The 13629-nt window shown below is 38.9% G+C and carries 17 protein-coding genes; 8 read left to right on the top strand and 9 right to left on the bottom strand.

Annotated elements, in window-relative coordinates; genetic code table 11:
* Positions 1-65: 65 nt before the first annotated feature.
* Positions 66-1331 (bottom strand): L-lactate MFS transporter, encoded by a 1266-nt coding sequence (locus SB660_RS03130; protein WP_410581300.1) that lies wholly within the window; start codon positions 1329-1331, stop codon positions 66-68.
* Positions 1332-1465: 134 nt separating this feature from the next.
* Here SB660_RS03130 and fdhD point away from each other — a divergent pair, with 134 nt between their 5' ends.
* Both fdhD and moaA read left to right on the top strand, forming a co-directional pair.
* Positions 1466-2254 (top strand): formate dehydrogenase accessory sulfurtransferase FdhD, encoded by a 789-nt coding sequence (fdhD, locus tag SB660_RS03125; protein WP_058013484.1) that lies wholly within the window; start codon positions 1466-1468, stop codon positions 2252-2254.
* Positions 2255-2264: 10 nt separating this feature from the next.
* A complete protein-coding gene (gene moaA / locus SB660_RS03120) occupies positions 2265-3272 on the top strand; it encodes a GTP 3',8-cyclase MoaA (RefSeq protein WP_180309948.1) in 1008 nt (335 codons plus the stop codon).
* A 254-nt stretch (positions 3273-3526) separates the two neighbouring features.
* Here moaA and rpsN read toward each other — a convergent pair whose 3' ends face one another.
* From rpsN to SB660_RS03100, 4 genes are all read right to left on the bottom strand, one after another.
* Complete coding sequence (rpsN, locus tag SB660_RS03115) at positions 3527-3796, bottom strand: 30S ribosomal protein S14 (RefSeq protein WP_410581297.1); 270 nt, start codon at positions 3794-3796, stop codon at positions 3527-3529.
* Between the two features lie 16 nt (positions 3797-3812).
* A complete protein-coding gene (locus SB660_RS03110; RefSeq protein ID WP_410581295.1) occupies positions 3813-5009 on the bottom strand; it encodes a GTP-binding protein in 1197 nt (398 codons plus the stop codon).
* An 81-nt stretch (positions 5010-5090) separates the two neighbouring features.
* On the bottom strand, positions 5091-5240 hold the full coding sequence (gene rpmG, locus SB660_RS03105) for a 50S ribosomal protein L33 (RefSeq protein WP_003214771.1): 150 nt from the start codon (positions 5238-5240) through the stop codon (positions 5091-5093).
* 144 nt (positions 5241-5384) lie between these two features.
* Positions 5385-5807: a DUF5362 family protein gene (locus SB660_RS03100; RefSeq protein ID WP_058013487.1), complete on the bottom strand. Its 423-nt coding sequence runs from the start codon at positions 5805-5807 to the stop codon at positions 5385-5387.
* A 299-nt stretch (positions 5808-6106) separates the two neighbouring features.
* Here SB660_RS03100 and SB660_RS03095 point away from each other — a divergent pair, with 299 nt between their 5' ends.
* Together SB660_RS03095 and SB660_RS03090 are read left to right on the top strand one after the other, a co-directional pair.
* Positions 6107-6301: a hypothetical protein gene (locus tag SB660_RS03095; protein ID WP_169055864.1), complete on the top strand. Its 195-nt coding sequence runs from the start codon at positions 6107-6109 to the stop codon at positions 6299-6301.
* Positions 6302-6334: 33 nt separating this feature from the next.
* A complete protein-coding gene (locus SB660_RS03090) occupies positions 6335-6739 on the top strand; it encodes a hypothetical protein (RefSeq protein WP_180309951.1) in 405 nt (134 codons plus the stop codon).
* Positions 6740-6784: 45 nt separating this feature from the next.
* On the opposite strand, the gene SB660_RS03085 is transcribed toward SB660_RS03090, so the two are convergent.
* A complete protein-coding gene (locus SB660_RS03085) occupies positions 6785-7294 on the bottom strand; it encodes a thiol:disulfide interchange protein (RefSeq protein WP_180309952.1) in 510 nt (169 codons plus the stop codon).
* A gap of 98 nt (positions 7295-7392) precedes the next feature.
* On the opposite strand from SB660_RS03085, the gene SB660_RS03080 reads away from it, so the two are divergent.
* From SB660_RS03080 to SB660_RS03070, 3 genes are read left to right on the top strand one after another with little or no spacing between them, the layout of a single operon-like run.
* Entirely contained in the window at positions 7393-9192 is a 1800-nt protein-coding gene (locus SB660_RS03080) for an ABC transporter ATP-binding protein (protein WP_410581291.1), read from the top strand.
* 1 nt (position 9193) lies between these two features.
* Entirely contained in the window at positions 9194-9751 is a 558-nt protein-coding gene (locus tag SB660_RS03075; protein ID WP_410581289.1) for a MauE/DoxX family redox-associated membrane protein, read from the top strand.
* Positions 9748-10278: a TlpA family protein disulfide reductase gene (locus SB660_RS03070; RefSeq protein ID WP_410581287.1), complete on the top strand. Its 531-nt coding sequence runs from the start codon at positions 9748-9750 to the stop codon at positions 10276-10278. The genes SB660_RS03075 and SB660_RS03070 overlap by 4 nt, the downstream gene beginning before the upstream one ends.
* Positions 10279-10310: 32 nt before the next feature.
* Here the strand turns inward: SB660_RS03070 and SB660_RS03065 are convergent, their stop codons facing one another.
* On the bottom strand, positions 10311-10820 hold the full coding sequence (locus SB660_RS03065; RefSeq protein WP_041816002.1) for a GNAT family N-acetyltransferase: 510 nt from the start codon (positions 10818-10820) through the stop codon (positions 10311-10313).
* Positions 10821-10935: 115 nt separating this feature from the next.
* Between SB660_RS03065 and spoIIQ the strand changes: the two genes are divergently transcribed.
* Entirely contained in the window at positions 10936-11832 is an 897-nt protein-coding gene (spoIIQ, locus tag SB660_RS03060) for a stage II sporulation protein SpoIIQ (protein WP_058013494.1), read from the top strand.
* 80 nt (positions 11833-11912) lie between these two features.
* On the opposite strand, the gene SB660_RS03055 is transcribed toward spoIIQ, so the two are convergent.
* Positions 11913-12260, bottom strand: a complete 348-nt coding sequence (locus tag SB660_RS03055) for a P-II family nitrogen regulator (protein WP_007497589.1) — start codon at positions 12258-12260, stop codon at positions 11913-11915.
* A gap of 18 nt (positions 12261-12278) precedes the next feature.
* On the bottom strand, positions 12279-13487 hold the full coding sequence (locus tag SB660_RS03050) for an ammonium transporter (RefSeq protein ID WP_058013495.1): 1209 nt from the start codon (positions 13485-13487) through the stop codon (positions 12279-12281).
* Positions 13488-13629: the final 142 nt, after the last annotated feature.

Below are 13629 nucleotides of genomic sequence, written 5' to 3'. Positions count from 1 at the left end.
ATTACTTTATAAAGCGTTTTCATATCTAAAAATTACCTTTAGATTGTAATTCTGTCAAATTCAAATTAAGGTCGGGATGAGATAAAAGAAGTAGCAGTAAGGTTTGTTTCTCTAAGCTGCTGAATATCCTTCCGGATGAGAAGAGATATGATAAAAGCGATGAAAAATAAGCCAGAGAACACCATCAGACTCTGCGTGTAGTTACCTGTTATATCCCGGATAAAGGATGAAAATAAAGGTCCTGCTAAACCAGCAGCTGCCCAAGCTGTCAGAATATAACCGTGTATGGCACCAAGTTGTTTCGTGCCAAATAAATCCCCAATATAGGCTGGAATTGAGGCAAACCCTCCTCCATAGCACGTATAAATGATCGCCATCACGATTGAAAAGACGAGTGGTTCTTTTAAGTAGGGAAGTAAAGGAAAGGCAATGAGCTGGATACTAAAGAAGATTGTATACGTATTCGGCCTTCCGATATAATCTGAGAAGGAAGCCCAGCCAATCCGTCCTAAACCATTAAAAGCACCTAAAATGCCAACAAGGGTAGCTGCAGCACCTGCAGTGAATCCAACACTTTCTTGAGCAAGAGGCGATGCTACTGAAATAATGGCAATTCCGCATGTGATATTAATAAAGAGCATGAGCCACAAATAATAAAAACGTCGTGTTTTGATCGCTTCATTTGCTGTAAGCTGTGATAAATCCTGAGGGATTTTTCTTTGTTTTGTTTTTAACACGTCAAATTGTTTGACGTCATCAGGTGTTGGTGGTGATAAATAAAGAGATGAAATCACCATGATCATAAAATAGGAAATTCCAAGAATGTAAAAGGTATTTGCGATATCTACTTTTTCAATGAGATATTGGATAATTGGGCTGCAAATAAGAGACGCAAATCCAAAACCCATAATAGCTAAGCCAGTTGCAAGTCCTCTTCGGTCCGGAAACCATTTCACTAAAGTTGATACAGGTGCAATATAACCTACCCCTAATCCTATCCCAGCGAGTACACCATAAAATAAATAGAGGAGAGGGAGTGAGGACATGTGGACAGCGAATCCTGACCCTGTCATTCCGATACCGAAGAAAATGGCTGAGAAGAGCCCTGATGCCCTTGGACCATACCTTTCAACGAAATGTCCCATGAAAGCAGCAGATAATCCTAAAAATAAAATAGCAATACTGAAGGTCAGGCTTATTTCTGTCAATGACCACTGAAAGGCTTGATGTAAAGGATTCGTAAAAACACTCCAAGCATAAACAGACCCAATAGATAAATGAATCCCCACAGCACTTGTTGCGATGAGCCAGCGATTTTTCGATTTGTTCATTTTGTTCCCCCCATATAAAGCAATCAAAAAGTTTGATAAGATAGAAATATGTTACATTTTTATGACTTTTTAAAATAATATCACAATTTTATTGGTTCATATAACTAAATTTGTGCTGAAAGGAAGATCATACAATGAATCCTTCTGTTAAAAAGAAACGAGTCATACACCAATACCGTGAAGGTCAATTTACTTGCAAAACAGATGAAGTTGTAGAAGAATTTCCTTTAACTGTGATCGTGAATGGAGAGGAATTTGTAACACTTGTTTGTTCACCAGATCATTTGAAAGAGTTGGTGATCGGTTTTTTAGCTTCAGAAGGAGTCATTCGATTTGAAAATGAGATTAAAAGGTTTACAATAGATGAAAGTATGGGCTTTGCCTATGTTGAATTAGTTCACTCAAGCGGATTTCAATCATCAGATTTTACAAAGCGGGTGATTGGTTCTTGCTGTGGGAAAGGGAGACACTTTTATTTTCTCCAAGATGTGAAAACAGCAAAAACAGCCATTGATCGAATCAGCATTTCTGCTGAAACTTGTATGCGTCTAATGAAATGTTTACAAGAAGAAAGCCAATTGTTTCAACATACTGGTGGTGTGCATAATGCTGGACTGTGTGATACAGAAAAGCTATTCATCACTAGAACTGATATAGGAAGACATAATGCATTAGATAAAATCTATGGATACTGTTTACTTCATCAGATTCCGCTTAGAGATAAAATTCTTGTGTTTAGCGGCCGGATATCGTCAGAAGTTCTATTGAAGGCAGCAAAACTAGGAGTGTCAATCGTCATCTCAAAATCAGCACCTACTGAGCTGGCGCTTAATATGGCAGAAGAATTAAATATCACGACAGTTGGATTTGTCAGAGGAGAATCTTTTAATATATACACTCACCATCAGCGTATAACAGAATAGGAGGCAAAGTATGGACAGTATATTGGATAAGAGACATCGACCATTGCGCGATTTAAGAATATCAGTAACAGATCGCTGTAACTTTAGATGTTCGTACTGTATGCCTGCTGAGATTTTTGGACCAGATTATCCTTTTTTGAATAAAGAAGAACTGCTTAGTTTCGAAGAAATTGAACAGCTTGCTACTCTTTTTGCAAAGGACCTAGGTGTGGTGAAAATACGCATCACGGGTGGCGAACCCTTAATGCGAAAAGATTTGCCTCTCTTAATAGAAAAGCTCTCAAAAATTCCAGGAATCGAAGACATTGCTATGACAACCAATGGAACGCTTTTACCTGTATATGCCGAAAAGTTAAAGAAAGCTGGTCTTCAAAGAGTCACCATTAGTTTGGATTCATTAAATCCTGACCGTTTTAAGCAAATGAACGGAAGGAATATTTCTATCCAAAAAGTGTTTGATGGGATTGAGGCTGCAAAAAAAGCTGGACTTGCTATTAAGATCAATATGGTTGTTCAAAAAGGTGTGAATGATCAGGATGTTTTGCCAATGGCAGCTTACTTTAAAAAAGAAGGACATATTCTCAGATTTATCGAGTTTATGGATGTCGGAAATACGAACAAATGGAATCTAGAGCATGTCATGACAAAGAAAGAGATCATTGGTCTAATTGATTCAACATTTCCCATCAAACCAGAACCTCCTCAATATCCAGGTGAAGTAGCCAACCGATTCTTTTACCAAGATGGATCAGGAGAGATAGGCATTATTTCTTCTGTTTCAGATGCTTTTTGTGGAACATGTAATAGAGCGAGACTTTCTGCTCGCGGTGAATTGTTTACATGTCTTTTTGCATCATCGGGTTTTGATCTGAAACGGGTGATTCGCTCGACAAAAGATAATGAAGATATAAAGAACATATTGAAGGAAATATGGTCGAATAGACATGATCAATATTCAGCCGAGAGAGAGAAGAAGAAAGATCAGAAAAAAGTTGAAATGTCATACATCGGTGGGTAATGACAACAAAGTATCATGATCATGATTTTTTGAAAAGCAGAGAAAATATCCTAATCATTGTTGAAAATCTGTTTTTAGAAATAGGTCTATTCATCTGAAGAATCCTGTCATGATCAAAAACCAGCAGAGTTTCTGCTGGTTTTTAAAATGTTATTTTGTGACTCAAAAAGGCGGAGATAAGCTTAGAAAATAGATTTTTCAACATTTTTTACTGCTTTACTTTTATTGGAGCTGTGATAAGATCAACTCAATCTTTACCAGCTCGATTTTCTCACTCCTGGAATGTGGCCCTTATAGGCAAGCTCACGAAAAGCAATTCTAGACATTTTAAATTTTCGTAAGTAACCTCTAGGACGACCGGTTAATTCACAGCGGTTTTTTAAGCGGGTAGGGGAAGAGTCTCTAGGTAATTTCCGCAAAGCTTCATAGTCACCTTGTTCTTTTAACTCTTTTCTTAATTCTGCATATTTCAATACAAGCTGCTGCCGCTTTTTTTCTTTAGCAATTTTAGACTTCTTTGCCACTTAAAACCCTCCTGGCTTAATGTTGGATGTTCCATTGAAAGGGGTCTTCAAACGTTTTCCAATCTTGATCAAATTCCTCAGGTGTGAGTAAGCATTGATCAAGTGTGCGAATGATTTCTGCTTTAGGTAAATCTACACCAATAAACACAAGTTTTGTATGCCTGTCACCAAATTCTGCGTCCCACTCATCAAGAAGCTCTGGTTCTTGCTTTAATATCTGTGCTTTTTCTTGCTCAGGCAAGGCAGCAATCCAGTAGGCAATTGGTTCAATCTGAACAGATTTTCCAGCCTGTGAAATTAATATGGTTAAATCATGATGTGTGGCAAGCCATGTAAATCCTTTAGCGCGAACTATTTGCTCTGGCATCTGATCTAACCAATTATTTAACCTGCCAGTATGGAAGGGGAGTCTTCTTTCATAAACAAAGGATGAGATTTGGTATTCTTCAGTTTCCGGCGTATGCTGAGAATGCCCTGCGTTGATTTCTTTAATCCAGCCAGCAGAAGCACTGGACTTTTCAAAGTCGAATAAACCAGTATTTAAAATGTCACTGGGCTTTACTTGCCCTTTTGAGGTTCTGGTGATAGATGCTTCTGGTTGAAGTGTTGTCAGCACGTGCTCAAGTCGGTCTAATTCTGAGTTTGATACTAGATCACACTTATTGATAATCAGGACGTCACAAAATTCAATTTGATCAATCAGTAAATCGGAAATTTCTCGTTCGTCATCATCGGAAACGGCTTGTTTACGGTCTAATAGACTTTCTCCTGACTGGAAGTCGGTCCAGAAACGGTTCGCATCTACAACAGTGACCATCGTGTCTAACCGGCAAAAGCGCGTCAAATCTATCCCCATTTCTTCATCAATATAAGAGAAAGTTTGCGCGACTGGAATTGGTTCACTAATACCTGTTGACTCAATGACAATATAATCAATATGACCAGTCTTACATAGGCGCTCTACTTCAATTAACAAATCTTCTCTTAATGTGCAGCAAATACAACCATTAGATAATTCAACTAGCTTCTCATCTGATCGGGAGAGCTCACCGCCTTGTTTGACTAGTTCTGCATCAATATTAATTTCGCTCATGTCATTAACAATCACAGCTACTTTTAACCCTTTACGATTTTGTAGTACATGATTTAATATTGTTGTTTTTCCAGCTCCTAAAAAACCGCTTAATACTGTAACGGGTATTCGCTTATTCATTTCCTTCTGTCCCTTTGCCAACGATCATGTTCATTTCCGCCTCTCTTAAAAAGTAATGATTACGATTCAAAACCTAAAAAATTATTTTGTTTCTCTATGAAGGGTATATTTCTTTAACCGAGGAGAATATTTTTTTAACTCAAGTCGGTCCGGATTCGTTCTTTTATTCTTTGTTGTGATATAGTTTCTGTCACCTGTTTCAGTACAGGCTAAGGTAATTTTTACGCGCATCAGTAATAGGCCCCTCCTTTAATTCGTAATAGTTACGATTTGTATTTTAAAATGATCAAGAGGGAATGTCAAGCTTAGTAGGGTGACCAATGCAAAATGATCAAACAAAAGGGGGTATCGAATATTCATTGATACCCCCCTGCATTAATAAAAGTCACCAAGCTCTTCTTCGTATTCACCTTCGTATTGCTGAATGTCACTAGGAATTTCTTGAAGAAATGCTAGACCGCCTAATATCAGCATCAGGATAATGGCGATGAATGAGAGAATGGCTGCGACAATACTTGATATGGCAAATAGCGTCTGCATTTTCATCATCTTAGCATATTGTTCTAATAACTCTTCATAAGAAGTATCAGGAGTTTGAATTAATTGTTCAGCTGCGTTTACAGATTTTTGTACATGGATTCCCATCATAATGAGGAAGACGCCAAGGGCAGCAGGAAGAACAAGCCAAAAACCAATAAGAATAGCTAAGCCCCCTGAAATATAGAGAAATATACTACCAACTTTTCCCCACTTTGTGATCGAATGAAGAGATTGAATGATTTTCTCAGTTTGTTGCAATGGTGTTCACTCCTTTATGTATTCACTCTTTATCATACTTGAGCAGGTAGTACTTTAGGAAGAGTGAATGTAGAACAAATAAAAAATATTTCTATCTTCACTTTACTATTTATAGATAAATAAATTATCTTCGAATAAGAAAAAAGTAACATTTACTATGAATTTTAACGACAATTTATGTCATAAATAAGATTAGTAGTTAAAAATAATTAGTAAAATTATCAAAATATGTTGTTAGTTGTCTTTTAATTGGTTATTATTGTGTTGTATTACCATAAAATTTGGAAGGTGGAATTCATATGTTAGATCGTTTCTTAAACAAAATGACCAATGTTCAACCTGCAGCTTCAAGATGTATTTTGCAAAAATTAGTCACTTCATGCAAATCAGCGCCAACTTGTTTCCTTCAAGGTGTTGGAACTTTCCGTTACTACGTGGATCGTGATACAGGTGAGATTTGTACTAGCCAAGAACGCATTAAATGTGGCTGCTAAATTCAAGGATTTTATTTAATAGGATGTGAACGCATGAGCATATCTTCAATTTCATTCTTAACAAATGCTATGCAGACGTCAAACAGTCGTCAAGCGGGTCAAACATCCAATTCTTTTTTAAACCAAGCAGCGAAAATTGTTCAAGGCGACCATTCTCCAGAAGAGAGAAAGGCATTATTTCAACAACTGACTCTGGTTCAGCAAGGAAAAGATTTAGAGCTTCATGTGTCCAAATTAAAGGAACTAGAGAAAGAGGTTCAAAAAGAATCGTCTTCTTCGTCTGTTAATGTGAATCAGCATGGTGACCAAGTAGATATTTCAAATGAGGCTCGCAGTGAGTTTGAACAAGCTGAGGAACAAGCCACAGCTTCAAGTGAAGCGAGTGAAATCGCCGCAAGGGAAAAGGGTCAGGATGTTCAGACAGATCCAAACCAATAAAAAAAAGAGGCGTGTGTTTTTTATCTTCACATGCCTCATTTATGTTTATTTTGCAGAGAACCTTGAATAAAGACCATCGGGAAAAGGGGCTGCATATGAGATTGTTTCATCTTCTTCTACCATGATGTAATATGGAAACTCTTCAATATGAAAGGCGCCTATCATTTGTTCGTCTACTGAGATAATTTGCATGCTGGTTTGGTTATCACGATATAATTCTTGATCCTCTTCTTTCCCATTCTTTAACAAAATACTAAAAGAAATGTCTAATTGACGCTGCTTTTTCGTTTCTAGGAATTGTTCCAGTGATGGAATGCAGTGCGGACATGCTGTGTCAGTGAATATAAGCAACTGTTGCTTGTGATTGTTTTGCAGTAAATCATTTATTTGAATAGGTGATGATTTTTCGAGTAGCGGATGAACAAGTTTTTGTCCAACATGCTGGATTGGTAAGATGATTAATGCCATCTGGTGTTTTAAATAGATCATGATTCCGATCGTCAACAAAAGGCTACAAAGAATAAGAGTTAACTGTAAAAGTAAGATTGAAGTCATCGTATATCGTCCTCTCAGAATGAAGTTACGCAGAGCTATCATAATATAAATATCAAAATTATGTCAATTATACTAAATAGTGTAAGGTGGAGCGTTTAATGAGTACAGTGAACCATTGTTTTTATGCAATCTCTTATACTTGGAAAAGAAGTCGATCATATCTTCTATTAACTCTATTCATCCAAGTGATCGTTGGATTTATGCCTTTGGCTAGTGTCTGGATTATTCAAACATTGATTAATGAAATTATTTTATTTATGACTTCTTCAGGTGACATTCAAAAGGTTTTAAGGTTATTTGGGTTGCAAATGGTCATTGTGGTTTTAGGATATGGGCTGCAATTCATTCTTCAGCTTAGTCAACAGAAAGCGACAAATTTGATTGGTTTGCATTTGAAGGGTGAATTGCTTCAAAAGGCGACCAGGCTTCCATATATTACATTTGAACACCCGTCTTTTTATAATGAAAGTCAACGTGTGATGAACAGTCATCAGCATGTTCTGAGTATGGTTAGAAGTATTTTTACAATTATGAGCGCATTGATTACTGTTGTATCACTTCTCATTTATATGATTGGTATCCATTGGGGCTTGGCGGTCATTCTGATCTTATGTACACTGCCTGTCTTGTGGATTGAGCTTTTCTTTGGAGGCGCACGGTATCAATTAAACCGAATGTTAACGGCCAATGATCGAAGAGAAATGTATGTATCCGACCTTGTTGCACAGCGAGATTCATTGAAGGAAATCCGTTTATATGGAATTGGAGATTACCTTCTTCAAAAGTGGCAAGGTCATTATGTAAAAAGTGCAGATGAAAAATATAAATTACTCAAACGTCAGGTTCGCTGGGAGATGGCAGGCGGATTGCTTATGACATTTGCCTATGTGTGCTGTGGTCTTTTTATTGTCTTTCTTATCTTTCAAAAGAAATTAGCTGCGGGTACGTTTGTTGCTGTGCTCCAAGCTGTGCAAAATATTCAAAGTGGTTTTCAGGATTTGACGAGAGAATGTTCTAGTTTATATGAAACGAGTCTCTATATTGATGAAATGAGAACTTTTCAAAAGAGAGAAGAAGAAATTGGTGAGCAGACAGAGGAAGGGGCATCGCTTCGGAGGATTGAATGTATTCAGTCCATTACGCTAGAAAATCTCTCATTTACCTATCCGAATATGAAAACGCCTGCGATTGAACATATACATTTTCATATCAATAAAGGTGAACGCATTGCATTGGTGGGTGATAACGGATCAGGTAAGACGACCTTAATTAAATGTTTGACCGGTTTATATGATCCAGACAAGCCGAATATGCAAAAGGTCAATGGTGAGTCTATTTCAACCATTTGTAAAAAATCCTATCATGCGAGAATGGCTGTCCTTTTTCAAGATTTTATGAAGTACGAATTCACTGTGAAAGAAAATATTGGATTTGGACGTATTGACGAGATAGGTAAGGAAGAGCGCATGATCTCAGCTGCACGGCAAGCAGGCATAGAGAAAAGAATTCATCAAATGGAAGAAACATACGATGCGCAGCTTGGCCGTTTTTTTGAAGAAGGTCATGAACTGTCTGGCGGACAATGGCAAAAGCTTGCGATGGCGAGAACCTTTTTTAGAGAAAGTGATTTTATCATTTTAGATGAACCGACTTCTGCGCTCGACCCACTATCGGAGATTGCACTCATTCGAAAGCTATTCGATCATACGCAGGATCAAGGGGTCTTGTTTATCACACATCGTATGGGAGCAGCCCGCTTAGCAGATCGGATTATCGTGATGAAGGATGGTGCTTTCGTTGAAGAGGGTAACCATGAAGAGCTAATGGCGCTAGATGGAGAGTACAAAAGGCTTTACGAGGCACAATCCCAACTATTTCAACAAAAGGAGATGGCGTAAGGTGAGTGTCTTTTATTTTATAGGTGTCTATTTGTTAGGAATGATCTTTGCAGGTGCATGGCTTGATAAAGTGAGAAAACAAACGGCACATATTCAGCAGATGAATGCTTATCGACTGCTGCCTCCTGCGCTCACGGCGCCAATGTTTTATTTGTTTTTGACTGTTGAATTGGTTTGTACGGGTTTATTGTTCGTGTGGAACATGTCTCTTGTACCTGCGATTGGCCTTACAGCACTTTTATGTATCTATACTGGAGCGGTCACCTTCAATTTATTGAGAGGACATCGTAACATTTCATGCGGCTGTGGAGGTTTGCTTGAAAATGATCATCTTCACTGGGGAATTGTGATTCGTAATGTGTCGATGCTGGCTCTTGTGATTGGGTTGTTTTATGCACATCCCTATGTAGAAACAATTCCATGGCCATTTCATATGATCTGTTTTCTGATTGCAGTGGCTGTCTATTTGATTATAGCGGTGGGGAAAACCATTATGATGTTCAAAAGAAAATGGATGAATCAATTTGAATCGTATATAGAAGGAGACCAAGTGAAATGACTGATATTCTACTAATTATTGTGTTATTCATTGTCATTGCTCAGCTGGCTGTCGTGTTTTTGCTTGCCCGATTTATCGGAAAATTTATGAGTAAAATTAAATCCCTTGATGGGATTGAATTAAAGGAAGCGGATGTTGGTGATGCTGCGCCGTTATTTCGAAGCTATACACATTTAGGAGGTAAGGTCATTTTAAAGGAGTATTTACAGAGTGGAAGAGCTGTGATGCTGTTATTTGTAAATACCACTTGTATGACATGCAAAAGCATTTTATCTGATATGCGTCAGCACATTTCTAGCGATAATACTCAATTCATTTTTATCAATGGAGATGAACAAGGAGATGATGCATCGCTCCTTCAATTGCTGCCTGATCAAGCTGTATATATGCGCTCTTCGCAAATCATGGAGCTGTATGGGATAACTGTCGTTCCGCAAGCGATTCTAATAGATGAACATGGAATCATCCTCCAAAGAAAAGCTGTCCAAAATGCGAAACAGTTTGAACAGTTGTTACACGCATCATAAAAAAGCGTCTCTTTGTTTGAGAGACGCTCGTTTTATAATTCTTTTCCTAGAATGTCTAGATCGTACCTGCTGCCGTCCATTTCTGCGATGCGTGGCAGGTGACCCCATGTCTCAAAGCCGTGCTTTTTAAATAATCGAATGCTGGCTTCGTTGTGCCCGAAAATAAAGGCAAGTAACGTTCGAATGCCTAGTGAAGGTGCCAGCTCAATGGCTTCTTGTAAAAAAAGTGACCCTAAGCCTTTCCCTCGATAGTCTTGGTTTAAGTAAATACTCATTTCAACAGTTCCGTTGTATGCAGGTCTTCCATAAAAGGTTTCAAAGCTGAGCCAGCCATAAATATGTCCATCCTCATCTGTTTTCACATAGAGAGGTCTTTTCTCTGAATGATTTAAAAACCATTGCCGGCGGTCTTCAACTGAAACTGGTTCTGTATCGGCGGTTACTTCTCTTGAAGCAATGGTCGAATTGTAAATATCAACGATTGCTTTGAGGTCATCTTCTGTTGCTATTCGGTTGAAAGTTTTCACAATAAAGTCCTCCATCTTTTTTCATTCATCATACATATTATTGATGCGATTGCGCAAAATAAAAAGAAAAATGATTTCGTGTGTATATATTTTTTGAAAAGTGTTCAGAATGTTGCTGAGGTGATGAAAAATGAGAGAGGAAGAAAAGAAACGTACTTCCAAAATCACAAAAGTTCAGCAATTTTTCCGTAAGCGCTGGGTATTCCCTGCAATTTACTTGGTCAGCGCAGCGGTCGTGTTAACAGCCGTTCTTTGGTATCAAGCTGTATCAAAAGATGTGAAAGACCAACTATCTGATGGAAATCAAACAGGGCAAGAACAGCGTGATGATGCCGTTGAAGTTGGAAAGCCAATTGAAAATGTTGCCATGCCAGTCCAGAATTCTGATAATGTTTCTGTCGTGAAAAAGTTCTATGAAGCAGATGCTGATCAAAAAGAAAAAGAAGCAGCACTTGTAAACTATAATAACACCTATACCTTGAGCAAAGGTATTGATCTTGCAGATAAAGATGGCAAAGTGTTTGACGTCACAGCTGCTCTTAGTGGAACAGTGGTTCAAGCGAAAAAAGATCCAGTTCTCGGTCACGTCGTTGAAATTGAACATGAAGATGGATTATCGACTGTTTATCAATCGTTGTCACAAGTGAGTGTTAAAGAAGGCGATGAAGTGAAGCAGAATGACGTCATCGGTGCTTCTGGTAAAAATCTTTATGGTGCTGAAAGCGGCAACCATGTGCATTTTGAAATTCGTATGGAAGGTTTAGCGCTTAATCCACTTAGTTTTATTGACAAGCCTGTTTCAACTATTGAAAAGGCCGCGCAAGAAGTGACGGAAGAAGCAAAAGAACCTGCTCAGCCAAAAGCTGATGAAAAAACGAAGGAACCTGCTGCTGAAGATAAGGCCAAAGAGCCTGCTGGAGAAAAATCTGAAGAAAAGTCTGATGAGAAGGGGAAATCCTCTGATCAAGAAAAGTCTTCTGATTCCTCTAAAGACAGCAGTCAAACTGAAGAAACAAAACAATCTTAAGTCTTGAAACCTCTGTATATGAATCATGCAGAGGTTTTTTTCTGTCTTTAAAAAATCCCCCGCACTCGGCGGAGGATGGTTTAAAGGGCGGCAGGTCCTTCTTCACCTGTCCGAATGTTGATTGTATTTTCTATCTCATATATAAAAATTTTCCCATCCCCTGGTTCGCCTGTGCGAAGTACCTTTTGAGCTGTTTCAACGACTTGTTCGACAGGTACTTTGCTTAGGACGATTTCAATCTTTAATCTTTCGTATACATTGCTTTCCTTTTTGACGCCGCGGTATAACTCTGTATGTCCCTTTTGTAATCCGCAGCCGTGTACATTCGAAAAGGTAATGGAAGTGACACCAATCTTTCCAAGCTCCACCTTTAATGTTTCGAAATTGGCTGGACGTGTGACAATCTCCACTTTATACATTTTGCTCATAGAGACACCCCTTTTTCTTTAATCTTGATAAGCTTTTTCCCCATGCATGGTTAAATCAAGACCCACTGATTCTTCTTCTTCGGTTGCGCGAATCTTAAAGAAGAGATTGACCACTTTGATGATCACGTATGTCACAACAGCTACAAAGGCATAGGTGGCTACAATAGCGACGACTTGCTTCCAAAGTAAGCTGGGATCTCCGTAAAATAAGCCATTGGCTCCACCGTCATTGACAGAGGTTGTTGCGAAAAGTCCTGTTGCAATTCCTCCCCAAGTCCCGCCAATTCCGTGAAGACCGAATGCATCTAGTGCATCGTCATAGCCAAATTTGGCTTTAAGTGAGAAGACTCCCCAGAAGCACACGATGCCGCCGATGAATCCGATGATGATAGAAGCAAAAGGTGTGACAAAACCTGCGGCAGGTGTAATTGCGACAAGACCTGCGATGGCTCCAGAAATCGCGCCGAGCATGGTCGGCTTTTTGTTGATCATCCACTCGACTAACAGCCAGCCGATGATTCCCGCAGCAGCTGCTGTATTGGTGTTAATGAAGGCAAACATTGCGACACTGTCTAAGGTAAGGGCACTTCCAACGTTAAAGCCAAACCATCCAAACCAAATGACAGCTCCGCCAAGAAGAGTATAAATCAAATTGTGAGGAGAAGAGCTTGCTGCTTCTTTACGCTTCCCAAGCACAATCGCTACGACTAGACCTGCCACACCTGATGAAATGTGAACCACGTTTCCTCCAGCGAAGTCGAGCGCACCCATTTCGCCAATCCAACCGCCGCCCCATACCCAGTGTGCGACTGGCGCGTATACAAATGTGACCCAAAGGAGTGTAAACACGACGACCGCTGAGTAACGAATTCGTTCAGCAAAGGCACCTGAGATGATGGCTGTTGTTAAGACGGCAAAGGTCATTTGGAACATCATGAACAATGAATGTGGAATGGTCTCACTGTAGGAACCAGGCTCAAAGCCAACGTCTTTTAGTCCAATCCAGTCTAAGCCTCCAATCCATGCATTTCCTGGCGCAAAAGCCAAGGAATAGCCAAACATGATCCATACGATAGAGACGATCGCTAGTGAAGTTAAGCTGTGCATGGTTGTACTTAAGACGTTTTTACTTCTCACGAGTCCTCCGTAGAATAAGGCTAAACCCGGTGTCATTAACCACACGAGTAGTGCGCAGAAGAACATAAATACTGTATCACCCATTTGCATGCTGCATTCCCCCTGAATCATTCAGAATTAATTGATTTCTTAATTCTTCATTATAGAGAGAAAAGTCATATATAACATATTCATGTAAGTTAATCTTACATGGTTTTTGGTTATATTCAATATAAAAGGATGAAAAGTTCGT

Source organism: Bacillus sp. SIMBA_005 (genome assembly GCF_046535585.1).
GTDB classification, from domain to species: Bacteria; Bacillota; Bacilli; order Bacillales; family Bacillaceae; genus Bacillus; species Bacillus pumilus.
This window is presented reverse-complemented; position numbering and strand designations above follow the sequence as displayed.